23 protein-coding genes are annotated in these 25,010 nt (G+C 30.7%); 11 read left to right on the forward strand and 12 right to left on the reverse strand.

The annotated features are described in order from the left end of the window. Nucleotides 1–44: 44 nt before the first annotated feature. On the reverse strand, nt 45–1,043 hold the full coding sequence (locus G9F72_RS15280; RefSeq protein WP_164955512.1) for a LacI family DNA-binding transcriptional regulator: 999 nt from the start codon (nt 1,041–1,043) through the stop codon (nt 45–47). Nucleotides 1,044–1,528: 485 nt separating this feature from the next. Between G9F72_RS15280 and pgmB the strand changes: the two genes are divergently transcribed. From pgmB to G9F72_RS15300, 4 genes are all read left to right on the forward strand, one after another. Further along, nucleotides 1,529–2,176 carry a beta-phosphoglucomutase gene (gene pgmB / locus G9F72_RS15285; RefSeq protein ID WP_164955513.1) on the forward strand — a complete coding sequence of 216 codons (648 nt, stop codon included), beginning with the start codon at nt 1,529–1,531 and terminating at the stop codon, nt 2,174–2,176. 57 nt (nt 2,177–2,233) lie between these two features. Further along, the gene (locus G9F72_RS15290; protein WP_164955514.1) at nt 2,234–4,543 is read left to right on the forward strand and encodes a glycoside hydrolase family 65 protein; all 2,310 of its coding nucleotides are present in this window, start codon (nt 2,234–2,236) and stop codon (nt 4,541–4,543) included. A 158-nt stretch (nt 4,544–4,701) separates the two neighbouring features. Next, nucleotides 4,702–5,193 (forward strand): hypothetical protein, encoded by a 492-nt coding sequence (locus tag G9F72_RS15295; protein ID WP_164955515.1) that lies wholly within the window; start codon nt 4,702–4,704, stop codon nt 5,191–5,193. 85 nt (nt 5,194–5,278) lie between these two features. Continuing rightward, nucleotides 5,279–5,866, forward strand: coding sequence for a protein kinase (locus G9F72_RS15300; RefSeq protein WP_164955516.1), 588 nt, complete (start codon nt 5,279–5,281; stop codon nt 5,864–5,866). 69 nt (nt 5,867–5,935) lie between these two features. Here G9F72_RS15300 and G9F72_RS15305 read toward each other — a convergent pair whose 3' ends face one another. Beyond that, nucleotides 5,936–6,415 carry a hypothetical protein gene (locus tag G9F72_RS15305; protein WP_164955517.1) on the reverse strand — a complete coding sequence of 160 codons (480 nt, stop codon included), beginning with the start codon at nt 6,413–6,415 and terminating at the stop codon, nt 5,936–5,938. An 85-nt stretch (nt 6,416–6,500) separates the two neighbouring features. Continuing rightward, nucleotides 6,501–7,403, reverse strand: coding sequence for a cysteine synthase A (cysK, locus tag G9F72_RS15310; RefSeq protein WP_164955518.1), 903 nt, complete (start codon nt 7,401–7,403; stop codon nt 6,501–6,503). Nucleotides 7,404–7,606: 203 nt separating this feature from the next. On the opposite strand from cysK, the gene G9F72_RS15315 reads away from it, so the two are divergent. Further along, complete coding sequence (locus G9F72_RS15315; protein ID WP_164955519.1) at nt 7,607–7,795, forward strand: hypothetical protein; 189 nt, start codon at nt 7,607–7,609, stop codon at nt 7,793–7,795. Nucleotides 7,796–7,842: 47 nt separating this feature from the next. Here G9F72_RS15315 and G9F72_RS15320 read toward each other — a convergent pair whose 3' ends face one another. The 5 genes from G9F72_RS15320 to G9F72_RS27640 all read right to left on the reverse strand — a co-directional run bounded on the left by G9F72_RS15320 (nt 7,843) and on the right by G9F72_RS27640 (nt 15,709). Then, nucleotides 7,843–9,849 carry a YgiQ family radical SAM protein gene (locus G9F72_RS15320; protein ID WP_164956048.1) on the reverse strand — a complete coding sequence of 669 codons (2,007 nt, stop codon included), beginning with the start codon at nt 9,847–9,849 and terminating at the stop codon, nt 7,843–7,845. A gap of 126 nt (nt 9,850–9,975) precedes the next feature. Next, the gene (locus tag G9F72_RS27440; RefSeq protein WP_164955520.1) at nt 9,976–12,894 is read right to left on the reverse strand and encodes an EAL domain-containing protein; all 2,919 of its coding nucleotides are present in this window, start codon (nt 12,892–12,894) and stop codon (nt 9,976–9,978) included. Between the two features lie 573 nt (nt 12,895–13,467). Next, complete coding sequence (locus tag G9F72_RS15330; RefSeq protein ID WP_164955521.1) at nt 13,468–14,142, reverse strand: response regulator; 675 nt, start codon at nt 14,140–14,142, stop codon at nt 13,468–13,470. After that, the gene (locus G9F72_RS15335) at nt 14,123–15,304 is read right to left on the reverse strand and encodes a sensor histidine kinase (protein ID WP_164955522.1); all 1,182 of its coding nucleotides are present in this window, start codon (nt 15,302–15,304) and stop codon (nt 14,123–14,125) included. Before G9F72_RS15335 ends, G9F72_RS15330 begins: the two co-directional genes overlap by 20 nt. A 213-nt stretch (nt 15,305–15,517) precedes the next feature. Next, nucleotides 15,518–15,709, reverse strand: a complete 192-nt coding sequence (locus G9F72_RS27640) for a hypothetical protein (protein WP_411955959.1) — start codon at nt 15,707–15,709, stop codon at nt 15,518–15,520. On the opposite strand from G9F72_RS27640, the gene G9F72_RS27140 reads away from it, so the two are divergent. Further along, a complete protein-coding gene (locus G9F72_RS27140) occupies nt 15,624–15,803 on the forward strand; it encodes a hypothetical protein (RefSeq protein WP_263486936.1) in 180 nt (59 codons plus the stop codon). The genes G9F72_RS27640 and G9F72_RS27140 overlap by 86 nt on opposite strands. Here the strand turns inward: G9F72_RS27140 and G9F72_RS27645 are convergent. Beyond that, entirely contained in the window at nt 15,751–15,888 is a 138-nt protein-coding gene (locus G9F72_RS27645) for a hypothetical protein (RefSeq protein WP_164955523.1), read from the reverse strand. The two genes, G9F72_RS27140 and G9F72_RS27645, sit on opposite strands and share 53 nt — an antisense overlap. Nucleotides 15,889–16,234: 346 nt before the next feature. Between G9F72_RS27645 and G9F72_RS15345 the strand changes: the two genes are divergently transcribed. From G9F72_RS15345 to G9F72_RS15365, 5 genes are all read left to right on the forward strand, one after another. Next, nucleotides 16,235–18,364 carry an ATP-binding protein gene (locus tag G9F72_RS15345; RefSeq protein WP_164955524.1) on the forward strand — a complete coding sequence of 710 codons (2,130 nt, stop codon included), beginning with the start codon at nt 16,235–16,237 and terminating at the stop codon, nt 18,362–18,364. A 12-nt stretch (nt 18,365–18,376) separates the two neighbouring features. Further along, nucleotides 18,377–19,735, forward strand: a complete 1,359-nt coding sequence (locus G9F72_RS15350; RefSeq protein WP_164955525.1) for a sigma-54-dependent transcriptional regulator — start codon at nt 18,377–18,379, stop codon at nt 19,733–19,735. 197 nt (nt 19,736–19,932) lie between these two features. Next, nucleotides 19,933–21,153 (forward strand): ammonium transporter, encoded by a 1,221-nt coding sequence (locus G9F72_RS15355; protein ID WP_164955526.1) that lies wholly within the window; start codon nt 19,933–19,935, stop codon nt 21,151–21,153. Between the two features lie 180 nt (nt 21,154–21,333). Then, nucleotides 21,334–21,714: a hypothetical protein gene (locus tag G9F72_RS15360; protein WP_164955527.1), complete on the forward strand. Its 381-nt coding sequence runs from the start codon at nt 21,334–21,336 to the stop codon at nt 21,712–21,714. A gap of 96 nt (nt 21,715–21,810) precedes the next feature. Then, on the forward strand, nt 21,811–23,046 hold the full coding sequence (locus G9F72_RS15365; protein WP_164955528.1) for an MFS transporter: 1,236 nt from the start codon (nt 21,811–21,813) through the stop codon (nt 23,044–23,046). A 69-nt stretch (nt 23,047–23,115) separates the two neighbouring features. Here G9F72_RS15365 and G9F72_RS15370 read toward each other — a convergent pair whose 3' ends face one another. From G9F72_RS15370 to G9F72_RS15380, 3 genes are all read right to left on the reverse strand, one after another. Further along, complete coding sequence (locus G9F72_RS15370; RefSeq protein ID WP_164955529.1) at nt 23,116–23,427, reverse strand: hypothetical protein; 312 nt, start codon at nt 23,425–23,427, stop codon at nt 23,116–23,118. A gap of 62 nt (nt 23,428–23,489) precedes the next feature. After that, nucleotides 23,490–24,347, reverse strand: coding sequence for a DegV family protein (locus G9F72_RS15375; protein WP_164955530.1), 858 nt, complete (start codon nt 24,345–24,347; stop codon nt 23,490–23,492). A 192-nt stretch (nt 24,348–24,539) separates the two neighbouring features. Beyond that, nucleotides 24,540–24,863 (reverse strand): hypothetical protein, encoded by a 324-nt coding sequence (locus G9F72_RS15380; RefSeq protein ID WP_164955531.1) that lies wholly within the window; start codon nt 24,861–24,863, stop codon nt 24,540–24,542. Between the last annotated feature and the right edge of the window lie 147 nt (nt 24,864–25,010).

Below are 25,010 nucleotides of genomic sequence, written 5' to 3' on the forward strand. Positions count from 1 at the left end.
TCATAATATGTGTGCATACCAAAAATAACCCTAGAAAACTAGAGTTATTTAGTTGAATCTCTTTCAACTAATTTTGTATCAATAATATAATTAGTTATATATTCTTTCTCGTTTTCCAATTTGTTTATTAATAGCTTAACTGCAAAATAACCTAATTCTTCAGAATTAATATCCACTGAAGATAGTGCAGGATTCCTGTAGGCAGTTAATGGCGTGTTATTAAATCCAACAATTGAAATATGGTTTTGTGACATTTCACTTATAGCTTTTGATGCACCAAAGGCAATTAAGTCATCAGTGGTAACAACTGCTGTAGGGCTAGATTTTTCCAAAATTCGTTTCATAGCATCATAGCCACTGATTTCTGTGAATTCTGCTACTTGGATCATATTTTCATCTATTTTTACGCCAATATTTTCCATAGCTTTTTTATAACCTTCTAATCTATTTATAGTTACATTAAGTGTAGGTGAACCTCCTATAAATGCAATTTTTCTCTCGCCTTTTTGTATAAGGTAATTAACAACACTATACATGGCGTGAAAGTTATCATTATCAACCCATAAAAGCCCTTCTGTATCTTCAGGTTTACCTATTACTACAAAAGGATAATCTGCTTCTTTTAAATAAGCGATACATTTATCGTTTTTTCTAACTACTGGCAAAATAATGCCGTCTACTCTTCTACTATTCATTAAACTTGCTATATACTCTACTTCTTGATCTTCATTATTACTGTAAGTGTACATAATATAGTATCCTTTTTTTTGCGCATAATGACTTATGCCTCTCATAATCTGAATAAAAAATGGATTAACAAACAAATCCTCATCAGTATTAGGTAAAATAAGCCCTATAGTCTTCGTTGTTTTACTAACTAGGCTCCTGGCTATGGCATTAGGGTGATAATTCATTTCTTTCATTGCTTTATAAACTTTCTGTTTTGTTGCATCACTAATTTTAGGATTGTCCGCAATTACCCTTGAAACTGTGGATGGTGATACATTTGCAAGCTTTGCCACTTCTCTTATGGTTACTGACATGAAACTTCACTTCCTACTTTCTAAAAATATTCTATGCTAATTATATTATTAAATGTAATATTGTGCAAGGTTAGCTTGAAATTGTTAGACATTATCTAAAATAACTAACTAATATGCTATTTTCTTTTAAATGAAGCACAACTATACTTGATATCTATGCCATATCGTTGTGCAATCGGTTGCAAAGTATTTAATTTGATTATAATCTTTCAGTTTAACTTCTGTCAATAGATATATTGTTTTACTTTTGTGATCGCTTCTACTTTACCTAATCTTGCTTTGGTGCACCATTGAATTCGTTGATTGTATACTATTTTATTATTTTAACCACAATGTTTTGACGTATAAAAAATAATACAAATTATTTTGTGCAAACGCATTCACAAATGCATGATTTTATATTATTATATAACTATAGGTTTTAAATATTATAAGTAAACATTTTCATTAATATAGTAATTTATATAAACGTAAGGGAGGAAGCTATGCACAATATTAAAGCAGTTATATTTGATTTAGATGGAGTATTGGTTGATACTGCCAAATATCATTACTTAGCATGGAAGAGACTAGCGCAGGAACTTAACATTGAGTTTTCATTGCAAGATAATGAGAGGTTAAAAGGTGTAAGCAGAATGCAGTCATTGAATATTATATTAGAGATAGGTAATATTACATTAGATAATAACATAAAAATTGAACTAGCCCAAAAAAAGAACATTTGGTATGTGGAGTATATTTCTAATTTAACTCCAAAGGATATTTTGCCTGGGGTTATTGGTTTTTTAGAAAGCATTAAAGCTGATAGCATAAAAGTTGCATTAGGTTCTGCAAGTAAGAATTCCATGCTTATTCTTGATAAGTTGAATCTAACGAATTATTTTGATGCGATAATTGATGGTACAAAAGTTTCTAAAGCAAAACCCGACCCTGAAGTTTTCTTAAAAGGTGCTGAGGCACTTAAGGTATTGCCTAGTGAGTGTATTGTCTTTGAAGATGCTGAAGCTGGAGTTGAAGCGGCTATCAATGCTGGAATGTATTGCATTGGAATAGGTTCTGAAAATATTTTAAAAAAGGCTCATTTGGTTGTTTCAGGATTTACTGATATGACTTTCGATAAATTAAAATTATAATGGGCAAAACAATTGATAATTGTTTAGTGCCCCAGAGAAATACTAGGAGGACTTTTGATGAAACACTATTATAAATTAGACGAATGGAATATTATTGAACAAGGCTTTAATGCAGATAATAATGAAATATCTGAAAGCATATTCAGTTTAGGCAATGGATATATGGGACAAAGAGCAAATTTTGAAGAGGAATACAGTGGTACATCCCTTCAAGGAAATTATATAGCTGGGGTTTATTATCCTGATAAAACTAGAGTTGGCTGGTGGAAAAACGGCTATCCAGAATATTTTGCTAAGGTTTTAAATTCAACAAATTGGATTGGTATAAACATAAAAATTAATGATATTTCACTAGATCTTGCTAAGTGCAGCGTAACAGAATTTGAGAGAGTTTTAAATATGCAGCAAGGATATTTACAAAGAAGCTTTGTGGCTGTACTTTCAAACGGTAATGAGATTAGAGTAAAGGCTAAAAGATTCATAAGCATGACACGTGGTGAAATCGGCGTAATAAAGTATTCTATAGTACCATTGAATTTTGAAGGCAAACTAGAAATTACACCTTACCTTGATGGAGATGTTATGAATTCTGATTCCAACTATGATGAGAAGTTCTGGGATGAGATTTCTAGTGAAGTTAAACCTTATGAGGGATATATGATGCTTAAAACCAAGAAATTAGATTTTCATATCTGCACATATATGTCATATGAAATAACTAAAAACGGTGAGACCGTTAAACCAATTGTAGCATTTGAACAAAGCGAAAAATATATTTCTAATACTGCATTTATCAATTGCAATGAAAATGATGAAATTATAATTTATAAATATGTTGCAAATACCTCCTCAAGATATTATGAAATAAAAGAGTTAATTGGAATAACTAAAGAACTTTGTAGCAAATCTAAAGTAGATGGATTTGAAATATTACTAAAAGAACAGGCTGATGCTTGGGAAGAAAAGTGGAAGGAAAGCGATATAGTTATTGAAGGTGATATTTCTGCACAGCAGGGTATTAGATTCAATATATTCCAATTAAACCAGACCTATACTGGAGAAGATTATAGGCTAAATATAGGACCAAAAGGTTTCACTGGTGAAAAATATGGGGGTAGCACTTACTGGGATACCGAAGCTTATTGCATCCCCTTCTTTCTAAGTACTTCTGAAGAAAAAGTATCAAGGAACCTTTTATTATATAGATACAAGCAATTAGACAAAGCAATAGAAAATGCTGAAAAATTAGGGTTTACAAATGGAGCAGCCCTTTATCCAATGGTAACAATGAATGGTGAAGAATGCCATAATGAGTGGGAAATAACCTTTGAGGAAATTCACAGAAATGGAGCTATAGCTTATGCTAATTACAATTATGTAAATTATACTGGCGATAAGTCTTGCCTTGGTGAATTTAGTTTTGAAGTGCTAGCTGCCATATCAAGATTTTGGGCTCAGAGAGCTACCTTCTCAAAAAATAAAAATAAATATGTTATTTTAGGTGTTACTGGACCTAATGAATATGAGAACAATGTTAACAATAACTGGTATACAAATAAAATTGCCTGCTGGACGCTGCAGTATACACTTGAGGTTATAAATTACCTAAGTCAAAATGAACCTGAAAGATTGAGCGCGCTTAAGGAAAAACTTAATTTTAAAGAGGATGAAATGATTACTTGGAAGAATATCATTGAAAATATGTACTATCCTTGTGATGAAGAACTCGGCATTTTCCTACAACAAGATGGCTATATGGACAAAGAACAGATATTAGTTAGTGCATTAAATAAAAAACATCTACCAATAAATCAAAACTGGTCATGGGATAGAATACTTAGGTCTTGCTTTATAAAACAAGCAGATGTACTTCAAGGTATTTACTTATTTGAACACGAATATGATACTGATACAATTAAAAGAAATTTTGATTTCTATGAACCTAGAACTGTACATGAGTCTTCCTTGTCCCCTTGCATTCATACTATATTAGCTGCAAAAATCGGGAATTATGATAAAGCTTATGAAATGTATTTAAGGACTTCTAGACTTGATCTTGATAACTACAACAATGACACAAATGACGGTTGTCACTCTACTAGCATGGCAGGAACATGGATGGCGGTAGTTCATGGCTTTGGAGGGCTCAGGGTTAGTGATAATAAATTGACTTTAAATCCATTTATCCCTAAACATTGGCGCTCGTGTTCTTTTAAAATAACCTTTAGAGGTGCACTTTTAAACATTAAGTTTAATGCCAACATTCTTCAAATACAAAATGAGAATGATAATGAAGTGAACTTATCAGTTTATAACAGTGATTACATTTTAAATGGAAATGATTTATTAGAAGTTCCAATACAATAAACGAAAGTCATTTAAAATTAACCAAAAGCCTCAGCGCATATTTTCAGTGCTGAGGCTTATTTCTGTTTACTCATGCCACTTATTTTGTTAATATTAAATAGGGTTAAATTATATTTGATTTAATTGACAAAAGAAAAATTTAAAAATGGAGGATAAATATGAATTTTAAAAATAAAAAAATTAAAGCAATAGCGGATAGAATTATGAATAGAGCAGTGAAAAGTGGCTTTAAGAATGATGATATAGAAGATTTTTATATAGAATCATTATTAAAACAAACCACCTCACCTAGAACTCGCGATTTTATTGAGCTATCCTATTATAAGGGAATATTTAAAGGATTTCAGTATTCTGAAACATTAATTAATTCAAATATAGTTCAAGCCAATACTAGCACTTATGAAGATGAACTCCAAGAGCAAAATACTAGTCTAATTAAAAGGCTAGAAGCTCTCAATGATATGGTTTTTAAAATCAAAGAACCTCCCCAAAATACCGGCAAAATAATTCAAGATGGGAGAAGCTTTGTTTCTTATAGAAACAAATTTATAAAAAGCATTAATGATGCTATAAAAATGGCATCAGATAATAAAAGTTATTTAGATAATAAAAGTTATTTAGATAATAAAAATCATCTGGATAAAAAATAATTATTTTCTTTTTATTCATATCTAAGAAATACTTATAAACTTCCATCATATAATATAGTAATATAATTATAAAGAAGATGATTAAATGGACGAAAACGGTAATTATTATATTCAATTAAATAGTAAAGTAGAAAAAATGCTTAGAAAATCAGAGTTTTTAGGGTCTGGTCATAACGGAATAGTATATACGCTTCCTAACCAAAGAATAATCAAAATTTTCAAAGATAAAAGAATTTGTGGCAAGGAATATAAGATTTTTGTGAAAACTAGAAGGAGCAAATATTTTCCTAAAGTTTATGAACATGGAGATTACTACATTATACGAGATTATGCAAGTGGAGAGCGGCTAGACAAATATATAAAGAAGCACGGCATTAATAAAGAAATCTCACATAACCTAATAGAACTTATTGAAGAATTCAAGAGACTAAATTTTAAGAGACTAGATATTAGGTGCAAAGACTTATACTTAAAAGAAGATTTTTCAATTACTGTAATTGATCCTAAAAATAATTATTCGAAGAAGGTAATTTACCCACGACATCTAATGAAAGGCCTAAACAATTTAGGTGTACTAGAAGAATTTTTATTAGTAGTTAGGGATGAAAGCTCCAAAACTTATGAATTATGGAATTTAAACTTTAAACAGTATTTAGAGAAAACCATTAAATGAATCATAATCATTTAAAACAGTATAATAGGCTGCAATTCAGTAAAATTGCAGCCTATTATTTATTGTTTATTATAACACCTTTAACTCTCTTAGCTCATCTAGAAATTGTTGAAAGTTTAATACCCTCGAAGAATCTAGAATGATTTTTGCACTTCGAAGCATTTTTTTATCTTCTGTAACAAGGGTATAGCCTTTATTCCTTTCGCAAATATCAATTAGGCTATAGTCATTTATAGAAATTTTATCTCCATTAACAAAATATATACTTTCATTCTTCTCATACTTAATAAAATGACTTTCAATGAAATCTTTAGTTAAACTAGGACCACTATTATTAATAATATGTCCCAATAATTTCAAAAATTTATTTGAAAGTACAAACTCCTCATTGAATTGTACATACTCCTTTACGGATAACTCTCCAGCAATATCCTCAGAGATTTTAAAATCAACTGATTCTATATTTTCAATCGTATCTAGTAAGTTAGGATATTTACTCCACACTTTTATAACTATATTAGTATCTAATAAATATTCTTTACAAATCATTTTCTTATCTCCTTTTAGAAATAAATCTAGATTTTCAATAAAAGGTATCTGTAGAGTAAGTTTAATTTTATAATTTCTACTGCTTTTAGAACATATCCATACTAAAATATCTTTCCACTCTATCTGGTAAAATAGTCACAATATTTTTATCCTTGCCGTATTTCTCTGCCATTTTTTTTGCTGCCCATATATTGGCTCCAGAAGAGATTCCAACTAAAGCGCCTGCTAATCTTGCTATTTTTTTAGCGGTATCGATAGCCTCTTCGTCAGTAACCATTATTATATCATTAATTAATGAAACATCTAATACTTTTGGAATAAATCCATCCCCAATCCCTTGTATCTTATGGAATCCAGGGGTATGCCCTAAAAGAGCGGAAACATTTTTGGGTTCCACTGCAGCAATTATGCATTCCGGATTCTTGTCTTTTAAAAATGAACCGATACCTTGAAGCGTTCCACCACTGCCTATGCCTGAAATGAAAACATCTACTTTACCCTGCAATTCATTCCATATTTCAACAGCAGTAGTATTATAATGAATTAGTGGATTATTAATGTTAGTAAATTGATTGGGCACAAAAATATTGGGATTATCCTTTAATTGTCTTTTAACTTCATTTAAAGCACCTTCAACATTTTCTGACTTAGGGGTTAATATAAGTTCTCCTCCTAGTAACCTAATTAATTTCTTTCTTTCATCACTCATATTTTCAGGCATTACAATAACTACCCTATAACCCTTTTGAATTCCTACCAAAGTGAGCCCTATCCCCGTATTTCCTGAGGTAGCTTCCATTATTGTCATTCCCTGCTTTAATATTCCTTCCTCCTCTGCTTGCTCAATCATAAATTTTGCAATTCTATCCTTTATACTTCCCCCTGGATTAAGAAATTCTGCCTTAGCAAATATATTTGAATCGTATAGCTTTTTTAAGCTTATAAGGGGTGTATTTCCTATCAAACTTAAAATACTATCAGTGTACATTTCAATCACCTACTACTATTATTTTTATTAATATTATATTCACTAATAAATAAATGGTTAACTATTATTAAATTTCTCGCTTGTTTCAGCTTGATAAATAAACATAATGGAATTATAATTTACATAGTAATATATGATTTTTTTCAACAGTGAAATTCATAAATACCAAGGAAGGAGTGGCTGCTTGCAGCTAATAAATAATTATGGAAGTACATGTGTTTTTAAAAGGTAGTAAAAAAGCTGTTATTTATAAAGGCGATAGAATAGACGTTTTAGATTTTGAAATGAACAAAGTTAAATATAAGCAAATTAGATATTTTAGAAAGGGTTTCAGTAAGAGTGAACTAGTAGAAGACGAAAGCATAAATAAAATAGTAAAAGTTGAGATATAACAAATGCCTACATCCATATTATGGATGTAGGCATTTGTTATATCTACCTATTTTCTTTTTTTGTTTCTTGTCTTATTTTTATTTTCTTGTCTGCTTCCAAAATTCGTTTTATTTTCGGTGGTAGTTGCCTTACTCTTATTTTTATAGTTTTTATTTGAAACCTTATCTTTAGTTACAACTCTTACATTTTTCCCTTCTTTGCCCTTTTGTTGTTTTGGTTTGTTGTTTGAGGTATTTAAGTGTTCTTTATTTTTTTGACCTCGTGGTTTTATTAAACACTTAGGTCCGTAACCTATTAGATCTTCTCTATTTGCCTCAATTAGTGCAGAATATACCAAATCATATTTCATAGGATCTTTAAATTGAAGTAATGCCCTTTGCATGGCTTTTTCATGCTTGGTTTTAGGTATATGAACTTCTTCAAGGGTATTTGGATCAAGTCCTGTATAAAACATGGTTGTTGATGGTGTACCTGGAGTTGGATAGAAATCTTGAACTTGTTCAGGTTGGTAATTAGTATCCCTAAGGTATTCTGCCAGTTCTACTGCGGAACTTATGCTACACCCTGGGTGGCTAGACATTAAATAAGGAATAAGATATTGTTTTTTTTCTATTTTCTCAGTAGCCTTATAAAACTTTTCCCTGAATTTATCATAAGTTCTACCTGCTGGTTTGCCCATAAATTTTAAGACTTTATGAGAAACATGCTCTGGTGCAACCTTTAGTTGGCCACTGACATGATGCTTAATAAGTTCATTAAAAAAGGTTTCATTTTTGTCTGCCATAATATAATCATAACGAAGCCCGGAACGTACAAAAACTCTTTTAACCTTTGGTAATTCTCGAAGTTTTCGGAGCACGTTTAAATATTCCATATGATCAACATTTAGATTCTTGCAGGGAGCAGGATGCAAACATTGCTTATCTTTGCAAGCACCTACTTTTAATTGTTTATCACAGGCAGGTTTCCTAAAATTTGCTGTGGGACCTCCTACATCATGTATATATCCTTTAAAATCTTTTAATTTTGTAATTTCGATTGCTTCTTCTAATAGTGATTTTTCACTTCTACTTTGCACAATTCTGCCTTGATGAAAAGTTATGGCACAGAAAGCGCAGCTACCAAAACATCCTCTTGAACTAACTAAACTGAACTGAACTTCTTCGATAGCCGGTATTCCACCCATCTTTTCATAAATAGGATGATAATTTCTTTGATAAGGCAAACCATAAACAACATCTAATTCTTCTCTAGTTAGTGGCATTTCTGGTTTGTTTTGAACAAGATACTTATTAGTATGCTTTTGTACTATAACTCCACCCCTAATAGGGTCTTGTTCATCATATTGTATTTTAAAAGCCTGTGCATATTTTTTCATATCATTGCAGACTTCTTTATAGGTTGCTATTTCAACGTAGTCACCAATACTACCTATATCCTCTGTTACATAACATGTACCAAGCACTTGTGTAATGTCTTTTATATCTATACCTTCATTTAATTTATTTGCAACGTTAACAACTTGTTTCTCACCCATGCCAAATATTAGTAGATCTGCCCCACTATCAATTAACATAGATTTTCTTACCTTGTCACTCCAATAGTCATAATGAGCAAAACGCCTTAAACTTGCTTCTATACCACCAATAATAAGAGGAATCCCTTTATATGCTTCTCTTATTTTATTGCAGTAGACTATTGTTGCTCTGTCAGGACGAAGTCCCATCTTTGCACCAGGAGAATATAAATCCTTTTCTCTTATTTTTTTACTTACTGTATAATGATTAACCATAGAATCCATATTACCAGCATTAACTAGAAATCCTAGTCTTGGTCTACCCAGTTTCTTAAAGTCCTCAGTATCTTTCCAATCAGGTTGCGCTATTATTCCTACCTTATAGCCTTCATTTTCTAGAACCCTTGAAATAATTGCTGTTCCAAAACTATGATGATCTACATATGCATCCCCTGTAACTATAATAAAATCTAATTCACTCCAACCTCTATCTAAAATATCACTTTTACTAATAGGTAAATATTTATTATCTTTAATTACTTCCACCTTCTTTTACTTTAATCGTAAATCCCAATATATAATTCAAAATATAATTATAGCATTCTTTACGCTTAATTTCTTTGAAAATATTAAATTTCAAAAATTCTCGTATTTTATTTACATTTATTCATGAATTTCAATATTATAAAACTTTTTATTTGAAAGTAAATCGGTAAAATCCGTAACGCTTAGTGGTTCGCTATAATAATATCCTTGCGCCTGATCACAACCTCTTTGCATTAAAAATTTTTCTTGTGCCTCCGTCTCTACCCCTTCAGCAATAATCTTAAGACCAAAGTTCTTACCAATTTCAATTATAGTGTTGGCTAGTGATCCATTGTCGATATCTGGTATATCCTTTATAAATGATCTATCTATTTTTAATTTATCTATAGGTAGCTCTTTTATATAACTTAAGCAGGAATATCCAGTTCCAAAATCATCCACTGCTACCTTCACAGATTTTTCTCTTAACTTTTTTAAAGTCTGAATTACTTTTTCCATATTATTAATAAAAATGCCTTCAGTAACTTCAATTTCTAAATTCTTTGCTAGAAGCCCCGTTTCTAATAAAGTGTCCTTAACTATGGCAAATAAATCTGTTGTGGTAAATTGTAATGGTGAAACATTTATGGCAATACACAAATTATCATAACCAATGTCATGCCATTTTTTAGTCTGTTTGCAAGCATTATAAATAACCCATTGACCTATTTCTTGAATTAAACCAAACTCCTCAGCTAGGGGTATGAATTCATCAGGCGTTATCGGGCCTAGAACCTTGCTATTCCATCTAAGTAGCGCTTCCATCCCAATGATTTTCTTAGTGCTAAAATGTATTTGTGGTTGATAATGTAATTCTAATTCATTATTAGATATTGCATGTCTTAGTTCATATACCATATTCATTCTCTTTTGTGATATAGTGTTCAATTTTTCATCATAAAACTTATATTTCCCCTTTTGGTTTTCTTTTGCACGATTTAGTGCAATAGATGCAAATTTTAACAATGAATTTGCATTATCACTATCCCTCCGGCAAGTGCTTATTCCCATACTAACAGTTGTAAATATTTCTTTGTTTTTTACAAAAATAGGATTTTTAAATACATTTAAAATATGTTCAGCCTCTGTAATCATTCTTTCAGGCCCTTCAATGTTATGATAGAGAACTACAAATTCATCACCTGTTATTTTATAGATTTGACCTACACTTTTTATACCCTTTAAGCGAGCTGAAATAATCTTTAAAACTTCATTTCCCCCATGTCTTTCGATAGCTTCATTTATTTTTCTGAAATCATCAATACCTATTATAATTACTGAGATACTTTCATATAACTTAAGATATTCCTCTAGATCCCTTTCTAAAGCATTCTGATTTGGTAAATTTGTGGTAGTGTCATAACTTTCTAAACGTTTAATAATGCGCTCTTTATCCTCTCTATATTCTATTTCATTTTTAAGCACTCCATTTTGATCTTTTAAACGCTGAAAAGTTGTTTTAATTTCATAAAGCATTTTTTCAATGGTTTCAGCAAGTCTTCCAAATTCATCATTAGACTTTACATCTAAATTTACCTCATAATTTCCATTCTTTATCTCTAAAGCAGCATATTCTAACTTCTTTAAATTATTTGTTATTTTGCTAAATAACAAATAAATGATAATTCCAAGAAATAAAATAATACCTACAGATATATAAGTTTGATTAACAAGGATCTGCCGTTTAGTTCCGCTTATTTGCTCGCGTACATTATTATATGTTCCATACAACTCTTGTTTAGGAACTAAAAATCCCAAGGTCCATGTGTCTTTTGAAAAAGATTTTTCCTTGCTCCAGGTATTAAAAGAACTTAAATTTTGTTGAAAATGAATATAATTTTCCCCGTTTATAGTGATTTCGGTTTGCTCAATTTCCATAGTAGTAGGTAGTTTTATTTTTTTTACTGACTCATATTTGCTATCCTTAAAAAATCTTTGCATTGCATCATACTCTGCGCTAGAGGTTGGCTTTAAGGTAGAATCTATCATAGTTTTTAGTCCTAATATTTTTTCTCCACTTTCATTTACTGCAAATATATTTCCATTAGAGTGGCTTAAGTATGCGAACCCACTACTCGCAAGTTTTAAATTTCTTGTATAATTTATTATTTCATCTAATTCAATATCTAGGGCAATAGTCCCTTTAAATGTGTCTCTTTGCTTATTCCAAAGTGGTAAACTTAAGGTCATTATCACTTTCCCTGTAGATCCATCTATATAGGGTGGCTTAATTATAGCTAGTGTTTCAGGGTTTTTTTTATATTTCTCATTATTTTTCATTAGTTTTTCAAAATCTTCAACTAACCCTGGGTTAAAAGCTTGTAAAATAGGAGTGTCCACAATAGCTGGATATATTTTATCAAATCCATTACCTATATCATTCCATGGAGCACTTCTTATAAACTCTTGTCCCTTTGGTCCTTGATAATATACAGCTACTTTTTTTTCACCATATTTATAGATAGAGGGCAAAATCAAATCAAGAATTGTGGATCGATTAACTTCCTTTTGAACTTCAGGTTTTATTTTCATGTTTTTATCCAAAAGATATCTTTCAATGTACAAAACAGTAGGCTTATTAGGTGTATTTTGATACCATCTTCCATTGAAACTTATATTATCTTTGAAAAAAGGCAATGCATTTGCAGTGCTAAGTAATGGTTTGAATTGTTCTTCATTATCTAAAATTTTCTGATAAATGTCTGCAGTTATAGCTTGTTCATCAAAAAAACGATTCATTTTAGTCGAGATAAGTTGTGAGGTAATGCTTATATAGTTATTCAAATATTCTTCATTTAATGTTACCAGTCCGTTACTTATTTCTTGTGATGAGTTATTGTATAATTCATTAATGCCTGCGTATGACACATAGACTGTTAATAGTAAGGCTATACATACACTTGAAATGGAAATAAAGTAAATTTTCAAATGAAATTTACACAATAGTCCCTCTTTTGTTTTATTAATTACTTTTTTGCATAGTGAACTTAACTTCACAAGACTGCACATCCTTTATATAAAAATTTTAAGAAATTTTGTCTAAAAAGAAAAAAACATACATATATATACTACTATATACATATGTATGTCTTTTATCAATAGAATATTAATAAAAAAAATTCATAATGAATTAAAAATATAATTCACTTTTCACATTAAATCTTTTAAAACCATATATTTTTTTAAATAGACTAATACAATGCAGTCAAATGTTTAAAAGGAGCCTTTTAGCATACGCATCAGCTATGAATACATCAATTATACTATCGTCATTATATTTTAAAACTTTAACCACATTATCACCTCTAGAACATTTTTAACATTTTAATTGGTGCTTTCATAGCTGACTCTCTTGCTACTTATTGCAATGGCCCTGGCCATGGCACCATCAAAAGACAATCCAGTGTATAAGGTAATTCCCTTACAATCATTTTTTTCCTTGTACTTATTTTTTTTGAAAGGTAGAAATTAAAAATTGTACTAATAAGTAGCATTATAACTATCGAAATAGTAAGTGCCTTCAAAAAATCAGCTCCGATACTATAGCTTAGAAAGCTACCATAACCACAATTATTCCTGAAATTTAGATTCATAATAAAGCTGAATGTGCTGATCTAGAGCAAAAATAGCGGCATGAACACGATCATGTGCTCCTATTTTTCTAAACAAGTTTGTGGCGTAGTTCTTCACTGTTTTTTCTGATATAAACAGACGTTCTCCAATATCTTTATTGCTTAATCCTTTTGAAATATATAATAAAACTTCAATTTCTCTTTTTGATAAGGAATCTAGGATACACTGCTTATTTTTTTCCTTTATTTTAAACCCCGAAAACAGAGCAGAAACTAATAATTTATCAATATATTTGTCTCCCCCATATACAGTTCTGATAGCCTCCACAATTTCTGTGCCTGCAGAATCTTTAAGTACATATCCATCTGCTCCATTATTAATAGCGTCTAGAATAAAAGTCATGTCATTTTCCACCGTCAGCATGATTATTTTTATACTCTTTAATTTTTCCTTTACCCTTTGGAGAACTTCAAGCCCATCCATTAAAGGCATTTTCATATCTAATAATATGACATCTGGTTCACAACTCTTTAACATATCAAGCACCTTCTCACCATTTTCAGCCTCTCCAACGATAATTATATCATCCTCAAAACTGATTATTCTCATTAACCCTTGTCTAATGAGATCGTGGTCATCTGCTATTAATACTTTAATTTCCTCTTTTTTCATCTTTAATCACCTCCCGATTAACTGGAATCACTACATTATAAGTGCAGCCCGCTCCCGTTGACGATTCTATATGAATTCGGCCTTGTAATTGGTTCACTCTATCCAATATTCCAATAAGTCCATAAGAAGTTCCTTTGGTTTTTACTCTTTTTAAAGTTTCTTCCACATTGAAGCCAATGCCGTCATCTGATATGAGTAGCCTTAAATATTTTGTACCAAAATCTAATTTGACCTCCACATGCTTTGCTTTGGAATGTTTTTTTATATTATTAAAAATTTCCTGAACAATCCGAAAAACTGCTACTTGAATAATGGATTCTACCTCTGTGTCCATAGGTTTCAATTTTAACTTAACATCCATACTAAAATCTTCAGAAATGGATTTTACAGCTTGTTCAATTGTTTTATTTAACCCTAAATCATCTAATGTCATAGGTCTTAAATCAAAAATTATACTTCTAACCTCTTTTAAGGCCACTTTTACACTTTCTTTTAAATCAGATAATTCTTTTAGTCCTTCATGTAAATCCTTTTGAATAATTATAGTACATATATCTGCTTTCATAATAAGATTGGCAATGTGTTGTGCTGGCCCATCATGAATGTCCCTTGATATTCTCTTTCTCTCATTTTCTTGGGCTTCTAATATTTTAATTCCAATAAACATTTCAGAGCTTTTGTCAGCTCCCTCTAAAACTGAAAGTATGTCGCCCTCTAAATATCCCATAGCAATACTTATTTGATTAATTACTTTTTCTGAATTATCTAGATTTTTTATAGACTTTTTCAATACTATTTCCAGCGCATCTCTTCTTTCTCTAAGCCGCTTTTCATCATTTTGCTTCATAATAAACTTTACTCTAATATCCGAAGCACTTTCATATACAAATTTAATTTCCTCCTCGTTTAATGAGTTAAATTTCTTTGAAACCTCCACTAGTTTTTTACGCATAAGTTTATCCTGTGCTTCAAGTGAGTCAACTTCATTAATAACCATATCTATATTTGCTTTGATTAACAAAAGCTCTGATTTTTGAATTTCATACTCTATCCTTACATTATCAACTATTTCAAGAATTTGTTCGCGGCTATTACTTATCTGTTTAATAATTTTTTTTATAATGTCATTAATATTACCAATATCTATACTTAAATTATTCATTATTATATCACCTGCTTTTATTGATTTTTTTAATAATAAATAAAATTTTTATATTATATCCTTGTAGAATTTTAAAACCATAGATTACAAGAAATATTTTATCTACAATAGATATATCGTCTAATATCTTCATTTCATAATAGCAATTAACACTTTCAATATGATTTTATTTTTTTACTATTATTAAATTAAAAATCACATTAAAATTAACTATCAAATAATACTAAAAAAATGGAAGGCTATAAAACTCCCTAGTGCTAAAAAAGGGCCAAAAGGTATATGATCTTTTCTTTTTTTTATTTTAAAGAGCAATAATAATATGCTTATTATAGAGGCTATAACAAAGGCTAAAAACAGTGCAATTAAAACTCCTTTTGCCCCCAAAAATATTCCAAGCACAAACATCAATTTAATATCTCCACCACCTAAAGCACCAGGGACTAGTGCTAATATAAGAAGTAATCCTCCACAAGTAGCATTCCCACTACAGCATTTATAAAAGAGATATTATTAATAAATGAACAAAGAACACCCATTGCTAATGTAAAACCAATTATTTTGTTTGGAATAATTTGATGCTCCATATCAATAAAAGAAACAACAATAAGTATAGAATCTAAAACTAAGGCTTCAGTTTTTTCATTGCCACTAACTATGAAAGAAATTTTTTTATAATTATATTTAAAAAATACCCAGTGACTAATCCACAGAGTAAAACCACTTTAGACACACTAACACCCTTTTGTTTATTATAAAATCTATGATAATTAGTAAATGTAATGTCTTAATATATATATCTTTATGGTGAATTATATATATAATATATAGTATGTATATAAACTCATTTCCAATGTAAAAGTAAGCTTTTTTATGCTTTTATTGTAACAAATATACTATGGATAATGCTTATCTCTATAAAGGATGATGAAAATGAAATTAAGAAAAAATTCTATGCAAATTAAATTGATGATGTTTTTTACAATACTTGCTACTGTATTATTTATTAGCGTAGGTTTCTTGTTTTTTAGAAGTACTAAAGATGCTATTGATTTTTCAAAAGAAAAAGAATTCATTACTTTAGCTGAAGAAACCTCAAATAAAATAGAGCGATACATGCTAGAAAGATATGAAGATATTCAAGTTATGGTAACATCTCCCCTTCTAAAAAAAGGACAGATGAAAAAAGATGTAAAGCTACAATATTTAAATAGTGTAAGAAACGCTTATAAGGCTTATGATTATATTTTCATTACTGATGCTGTGGGTAATATTGAATTATTTTCTGGAAAACCAGAAAATGATTATGGTTACAAAAAATTCTTACCTAGAGTGCTACAAGGTGAAAATTTCGTATCTGATTTTATATATTTTCCTGATACAAAATCCTACGGAGTATATTATGCCTCACCAATCATAGATGTAAGCAATAAAGTTAGTGGTGCGGTTGTTGAGAGAATGAATTTCAATGCAATTTCAGACATTGTAAAAAATGTACACTTAGGTGTTAAGGGATATGCTTATATTGCAGATAAACAGGGAAGTAGTATTTTTAATCCCTCAAATGACATGGAAAATGCGCGAACATTTACCACTGAAAATAATGAAACATCTTTCACTATACATAACCACATAAAATATTTTTCTGCCTACTATCCTATAAGCAAATATAAAACTCAAAAGAATACATGGAATATAGTAGTAGAAGAACCTGTAAATGAAGCTTTTAAAATCACCTATAGTCTTAGAAATTATACAATTGTAATAGTGATTTTTTCAGTGCTAATTGTATTTATCCTAGTCTCACTTTTATCAATAAAAATAACTAAACCAATTAAGACCTTGGTTAAACAAACACAAAATATAGCTGAAGGATACATTGGAAAAAATATAAAGATAGAAAGTGGTGACGAAATAGGGAGTCTAGCAGAATCTTTTAACATTGTTTTGGATAATCTTAAGGCTATGATGCAACAAATAATACAAATTTCAGGCGAAGCAGCTTCACTAGCGGAAATAAGGCAGTACACCGGAGAATTTTTTAAAAATATTCCAAGTGCCCTAATCACTATAGACAACATGGCTAAAATTACTACGTTTAACCATGAGGCTAGCAATATAACAGGTATAAACGAAAAAGATGTTTTGAATAAAAGTGTTACAGATCCTTTTGATATAATGCTACTTCCAATAATTAGATTATTACTTCAGGGACTTGAAAAGGATATAATATATATAAAGCATATAATAAAAATTAAAGGTAACATGGGAATTGAAACTCCTATAATGATCAATACCTCGCTACAGAAAGATGTAAACGGAAAAATTCTTGGGGTAATTGGAGTTTTTCGAAGCGTTGAAGAGATAAAACAATTAGAAGAAAGCGCTATAAGAGCTAAGAATTTAGAGTCCCTAGGTGCTATGTCTGCAGGAATGGCTCACGAATTAAGAAATCCCCTCACCTCCATAAAAGGGTATGCACAGTATATAAAGTCGGAGCTTGGTGAATCTAGTGTCCTTAATGAAGACATATCAATAGTAATTGATGAAGTAGATAGGCTAAATACAATTATTGATAGGTTTTTGGACTTTGCAAGGCCAAAGGAATTAAATCTTGAATTGTGCAATATCAATGAAGTTTTAAAGCTTGTAGTAAAGCTTATAAGTAAAGAAATGCTCCCTGAAAATATAGGTATAATAATGAATATAACTAATGTTCCCCTCATCCCATTTGATTTTGAACAAATAGAACAAGTCATATTAAATATTTCAATGAATGCTATTCAAGCTATGCCTGATGGCGGAATATTAACAATTCATTCGGTTTTTCTTGAAGCATCTAATATAATAGAAATTACGCTTCAAGATACTGGGTTTGGAATTTCTGATGGTAACCATGATAAAATATTTGAACCTTTCTTTACAACAAAAACTAAAGGAACTGGACTCGGTCTTGCAATTTGCTCTAGAATAGTTGAAAATCATAAAGGAGTTATAGAAGTTTTAAGTACTCCCGAAGTAGGTACTAAATTTACAATTAAGCTACCTGGACCTCAAATATAGGATGGTGATTTTATGACAAAATACTCTATATTAATAGTAGATGATGAAGAAAATGTTAGAAAGCTTTTACAGAAAATTTTTCTAAAAGAAAATTATATAACTCATATTGCTTCTAATGCTGAAGAGGCTTTACATATTATAGATACATTTCAAGTTGATGTAGTTATAACTGATATTAAAATGCCGGGTATGAGTGGAATAGAACTACTCAATAAAATAAGAGAAATAGATATTTCTATTCAAGTAATTATGATTACAGCCTTTGCTACATTAGAAACAGCTATTGATGCTTTAAAAATGGGTGCTAAGGATTATATTACAAAACCATTTAACTTAGAAGATATTTTACTCTCAGTAAAAAAATTAATCAATAGTATTGATAGTACTGATATATTAGATTCACATTCAAAGAATAGTGTAAATAATATTAATAATTCCTTATCAAGTGATAGTATCTCTATGAGAAAAGTTATAGATATAATTGCCCACGTGGCAGATACAAAATCTACAGTTATGATCTATGGTGAAACTGGTACTGGCAAAGAATTAGCTGCCCATTCCCTTCATTTCCTCAGCTCAAGAAAGGATAAACCCTTTATTAAAGTTAATTGTGCAGCCATACCGGATTCTCTTTTAGATAGTGAACTCTTTGGTTACGATAAAGGCGCATTTACTGGCGCAGTAGTTAAAAAGCCTGGAAGATTCGAGCTTGCAAATGGTGGCTCAATATTTCTAGATGAAATAGGAGATATATCTGCCAATGTACAAGTTAAGCTACTTAGAGTGCTTCAAGAGCGAGAAATTGAGCATTTGGGTGGCACAAAGACTATTAAAATTGATGTGAGAATTATAGCAGCCACCAATAGAAATCTTGAGGACCTAGTAAAAAAGCAAATATTTAGAGAAGATTTATATTATAGATTAAATGTTGTTCCAATAAATCTACCACCCTTAAGAGAACGGAAGGAAGATATACTAAAGCTTGCAAATAGTTTCTTAAGTAAAGCTTCAATAATATCTGGTAGAGAGAAAAAACAAATAACTGAAGCTGCATTAAAGTATCTAATTAATTATAACTGGCCAGGCAATATAAGAGAATTGGAAAACATTATAGAGAGATGCGTTGTGGTTACCTCAAAAGAAATAATAACACAGGAGGATCTGCCCTCCTACATTACTAATTATAATCCTACAAAGCCCATAGAAAAACAGTGCGAATCACTTGATTCTGTAATTGATAATGCAGAGAAAGAAGTATTAATTAAAGCGCTAAAACAATGCAACGGTAATAGAACAAAAGCTTCAGAGTTATTAGGTATAAGCCGAAGATCTCTCCATAGAAAAATAATAAAATATAGTATAGAAGATTAATATGATAAATGAGACATTTTTGTCGCAACTGCGCATTATTGTCTCATTTTTTTTGTCGCAATTTATCCTATTAACGTAGTGACTACTCCTCATACCTTGTAATGTGGTAAATTAAATAATGCTAGGCTTACGATAGTTTGGCACAGATTTTGCTCTATATAAAAATCGAAGTAACATTATGACAGGAGGAATTTTATATGTCACAAATTAATACAGGCGATACCGCTTTTGTCCTTATAAGCGCAGCACTTGTTTGTCTAATGACACCAGGGCTTGCATTTTTTTATGGTGGATTGGTAAGAAAAAAGAACGTTCTCACAATTATGATGCAGAGTTTTATTTCCATGGGTGTAGTTACCACCATTTGGGTTTTTGGTGGATTTAGTTTAGCCTTTGGTCCAGATATTCATGGTATTATAGGTTCTCTTAAATATTTTGCCTTGCAAGGAGTTGGAATTACGCCAAATCCAGCCTACGGTCCCACAATACCATTTTTAACATTTTTCACATATCAGCAGATGTTTGCTGTAATAACTCCTGCTCTAATTACAGGAGCTTTTGCAGATAGAATAAACTTTAAAAGCTATTTAAAATTTCTTGTGCTTTGGAGTATACTTATATATATCCCGCTATGCCACTGGATGTGGGGAGGCGGTTTCTTGCAGAAACTAGGTGCAGTTGACTTTGCTGGTGGTATTGTTGTTCATGTTAGTGCAGGCATGGCAGCCCTAGCCTCAGTCTTTTTTGTAGGAAAGAGAAAGATTTCACCTGGTGAAAATACTGCACCACATAATATTGCATTTGTTGCTTTAGGTACAGGCCTGCTATGGTTTGGGTGGTTTGGGTTTAATGGTGGAAGTGCTCTTGCAGCAAACGGCATTGCAGCTACAGCCTTCATAAACACTGATATCGCTGGTTCCATAGCAATGGTTACTTGGCTTATAATATCGTGGAAATTCGAAAAGAAACCAACTTTAATAGGTACGCTTACTGGAGCAGTTGCAGGCCTTGCAACTATAACTCCAGCCGCAGGTTATGTAAGACCTTGGGCAGCAGTTATTATTGGAATATTGGCTTCTGTAGTGTGCTATTTATCAGTACAGCTTAGAATTAAATTAGAGTGGGATGATGCTCTTGATGTCTGGGGAGTCCATGGTGTAGGCGGTATCCTTGGTTCCATTTTAGTTGGTGTCTTTGCTGAGGCTCAGGTTAATGGAATTAATGGATTAATGTTTGGAGACACTCACCAATTTCTAATTCAACTATTTGCTGTAGTATTTACTGGGGTATATGCTTTTGTTGTTACTTTTGGTATATTAAAAATATTAAATATATTCCACCCAGTAAGAGTTAGTGAGGAGGAAGAAATTAAAGGCCTTGATAGCTCACTACATGGTGAAAATGCATATGAATTTTAATTAAATGTAAAATAAAAATAAGCAATATAAATCTGAGTTTCAGATTTATATTGCTTATTTTTTTATTAACACTTTTTATATATTTACATATAATAAAATTAAAATGAATTTTTCTTGTAAATCTCACATATTTAAATTGAATTTTACATTTCTCTAAAATAATAAAGGAGGAGAAAATCCATGAAAAAATTAATGAATAATGTAAAAAACAACTCAATGAGTGAGGAAGCTATGACTTCTAGCGTTGGGAATATTCAGCAAGATTTTGAAATAAATATTCATGATGGAAAAGGCCTTTATGAAACGGGGGTCAACAATACGTTTTGGTCAACACTAATTATTACAGCTAAAATTTTACAGCCTCAAGATGGAATTTGGACAATTATAATTAAAGATAAAGCTAATAAAAATTTAGTGGTTTATCAGAATTATCATATGTTACATGATAGTGAGATATCTTTTAATTATAAAACAGGCTTAAAAGTAAATTTTTTAATTGAAGCTACTTGGACACAACCTAAAGACACAATTCTAAGCGGAGAGTTATCCATTAGGTACTAGTTTAACTATATCTCAGCACAATGGATGATTTAATTGAATTCTATTATTTTTTATAATATAATTAATTGAGTTAGAATTAAGGGGGATATAAGGTTTATGGACAGTGAAAAAAAACTTGGCGATGAGGGCGTAATAAAAAAACAACGGATAAAAATAAAATTATTAAATCTCTATGGTAGGTTCAATAACGATAGAGATTTTAAGTTATTTTTAATAGTGGGACTATTTACAGGAATAGCAAGTGGAATAAACTCAACTGTGTTTAATAACTTTTTAAGTGATACATATAAATTAACAGCTTCTGCTAGAGGTATTGTAGAATTTCCTCGTGAACTACCAGGTGTTCTAATAGTTATAGTTCTCGGAATACTGGCATTCCTTGGGGACATAAAAATAGCAATTGTTGGGATGATATTTGCTGCACTGGGAATGCTAGGACTTGGTTTGTTTTCTCCCTCCTTTGCAACTATGCTTTTATGGATGATGTTACTTAGCCTTGGTACACATATTTTTATGCCTTTGTCTGCAGGCATTGGTATGAATCTTTCTGAAAGTGGAAATTATGGAGCAAGACTAGGAAGGTATAGTGCATATAACCTGATTGCAACTATTGTGGGATATGCAATTGTATGGTTTGGGTTTAAATACTTTAAACTTACCTATCAAATAGCTTTTGTGTTTGCCTCAGTTTTTTATATTTTTGCAGCATTTTTTCTTGGTCTGATGAAATCTAAAAAGCCTAAGAAAAAAAAGGTTACCCTTGTTTTCAAAAAAAAATATACTCTATATTACTGCCTTAGTGTAGTTAATGGTGCAAGAAAGCAGATTTTTTTAACCTTTGCGCCCTGGGTACTTATTCAAGTGTACCATGTCGATCCTCCTACTTTTGCATTACTCGGATTAATAATTGCTGTATTAAGCATTTTTACAAGAACCATCGTTGGCAATGCTATAGACAAAAAAGGAGAAAGATTTGTGCTTTCACTAGAAGCTATAGTTCTTATAGTCATTTGTATGGGGTATTCTTTTGCAGCTGATTTAGTTTCACCAAGTGCTGCTGTAGTTATTATTGCGGCGTGCTACGTAATAGATAATTCACTAAGCGTAGTAGAAATGGCAAGATCTACTTATATAAAAAAGATTGCTATATGTCCTGAAGACGTTATCCCTACTCTTTCAGCTGGTACGAGCTTTGATCATGTAATTGCTATGTCAATACCTTTTGTAGGTGGCATATTATGGACAACTATGGGTTATCAATATGTTTTCATTGTTGCTGCATTCATTGCTTCTATCAATTTGTTTTTATCTTTAAAAATTAAAATTAATTAAATAAAAAACCATTAAATCTTGTGATTTAATGGTTTTTTGCTTTATAGCAACTTTAAAAAATAATTATAATTAAACTTCTTCATTAACTTTCCCTAATAATACAAAAAAATCTTCTTCATTTTTTCGTTCTAAATATGTGTCTATAAGTGCCTGAGTAGACATTTTACTTAGACCTTTATATCCATTATCTAATATATCCGTTAAAACATTCATAAAGTAATCTTTGCTTTTGTCTATATCCTTAAGCATCTTGTAGGATATATCCTGTATTAATTCTTCTTTTATATTTTCTCGTAGTTTTTCAGTATATTCCTTCATAAATATTTGTGTTTCTTCAGGGTATGCAGAAAAATCTCCTGACATTATATCTTGAATTTTCATTTTGGACACTCCTTAGTAAATTCTGTTTTTGAAACATGTTTTTATTATAGAGCCTATATTTATTAATTTTTAGTAGGAGGTTCTTTTGCTACAATAATTCCAAGTAATCCAGGACCTGTATGAACTCCTGCTACTGGACTTATTTCTCCAAAGGATAATCTTGTAATGTTTGGAAGCGCCGCAATTGTTTCAGAAAATAGCTTTACTTCTTCATAAGCTCCACCATGCATAACCCAAATTTTACAAGGGGTAAGCTCTAGAGCTTCTCTTGCTATATCTACAAGCTTGCTTATGGCTTTCTTTTTTCCCTTTGCCTTTGCATAAGTATAGTACACGCCATCTTCATTAATTGAAATTATAGGTTTTATGTTTAATATTTCACCTATAGTACCAGAAACTTTTCCGATTCTACCACCTTTGATTAGGTATTTAAGCGTATCCACTGCGTAATAAACAGAGATTCTACTTTGTATTTCAGGAAGAGCATCTACAATTTCATCAAAACTTTTTCCACATTTTATCATTTCCCCACATTCTTCAACAATTGCTGCTTCACCAATAGTTAGTGATTTAGAATCAAAAACACAAGTTTCTATAGATGGGTGATTTTCACTTACCAATCTCAATGTATTATATGTGCCTGATAAATTTGCAGATATTATTACTGCGATGGCATGAGTATATCCTTCTACTTCAAGCTTTAAATACATATCTTCCATATCCTGCATTGAAGGCAATGAAGTTGAGGGGATTTCATATACAAAATTATCATAAACCTCTTTTGGGGTAATAGTTACTCTGTCAATGTACTCTCTGTCTTTATATATTATTCTTAGAGGAAGTACTTTTAAATCGTACTTCTCAATCATTTTTTTATCAACATCGGAAGTGCTGTCCGTAATCAGTGCAATCTTACTCATTTTAACTTCACCTTTCTACAATGAAAATTTTGTTATAATCTTCCAATAATTTCATCTTTCAATATTTTCAAGTTATTAATATTATATCCTTATATGCCTATAATTAAAACATTTTTATATTAGCTTAGGTTTTTAAATTGGTTTGAACACATATACTTCTCCTTTAATGGCCACAGCTATCATTCTTTTTATTTATTTTCTATGGTACTTATAATAAGCCATAACCTCTACATTTTCTCCAGTTTCATTATCAACATAGCTCAAAATTGCTCCTTCTTGACTCATTAATTCAGAGCACTGTAAACCTTCTACTGGATGTGTAAATATAAGCTTATCATCACACATTATATTAAACTCACCACTTCTAATATTTATTACGCAGCTCTTTCCTATTATAGATTCACCATATTTTTTTGGATCTCTAGTGGTTACATACCTTACTTCAAAATCATTAATTCTCATAAGTCGTGCTTCATTTTCCTTTATTTCTTTCCGCTTTTTACTGTTAAAAAACATCTCATCACCCTATCCTTTATATTAATTATATTATACAACAGAATAACCAGTATATTGAGTAGTTTTTTGAGAATGTTTAGCCACATAATTTTAAAAACCTAAACATATACTTCTTATAGATATAAATGGACCAAGGACTTGCTTCCT

This window comes from Clostridium estertheticum, from assembly GCF_011065935.2.
GTDB classification, from domain to species: Bacteria; Bacillota; Clostridia; order Clostridiales; family Clostridiaceae; genus Clostridium_AD; species Clostridium_AD estertheticum_A.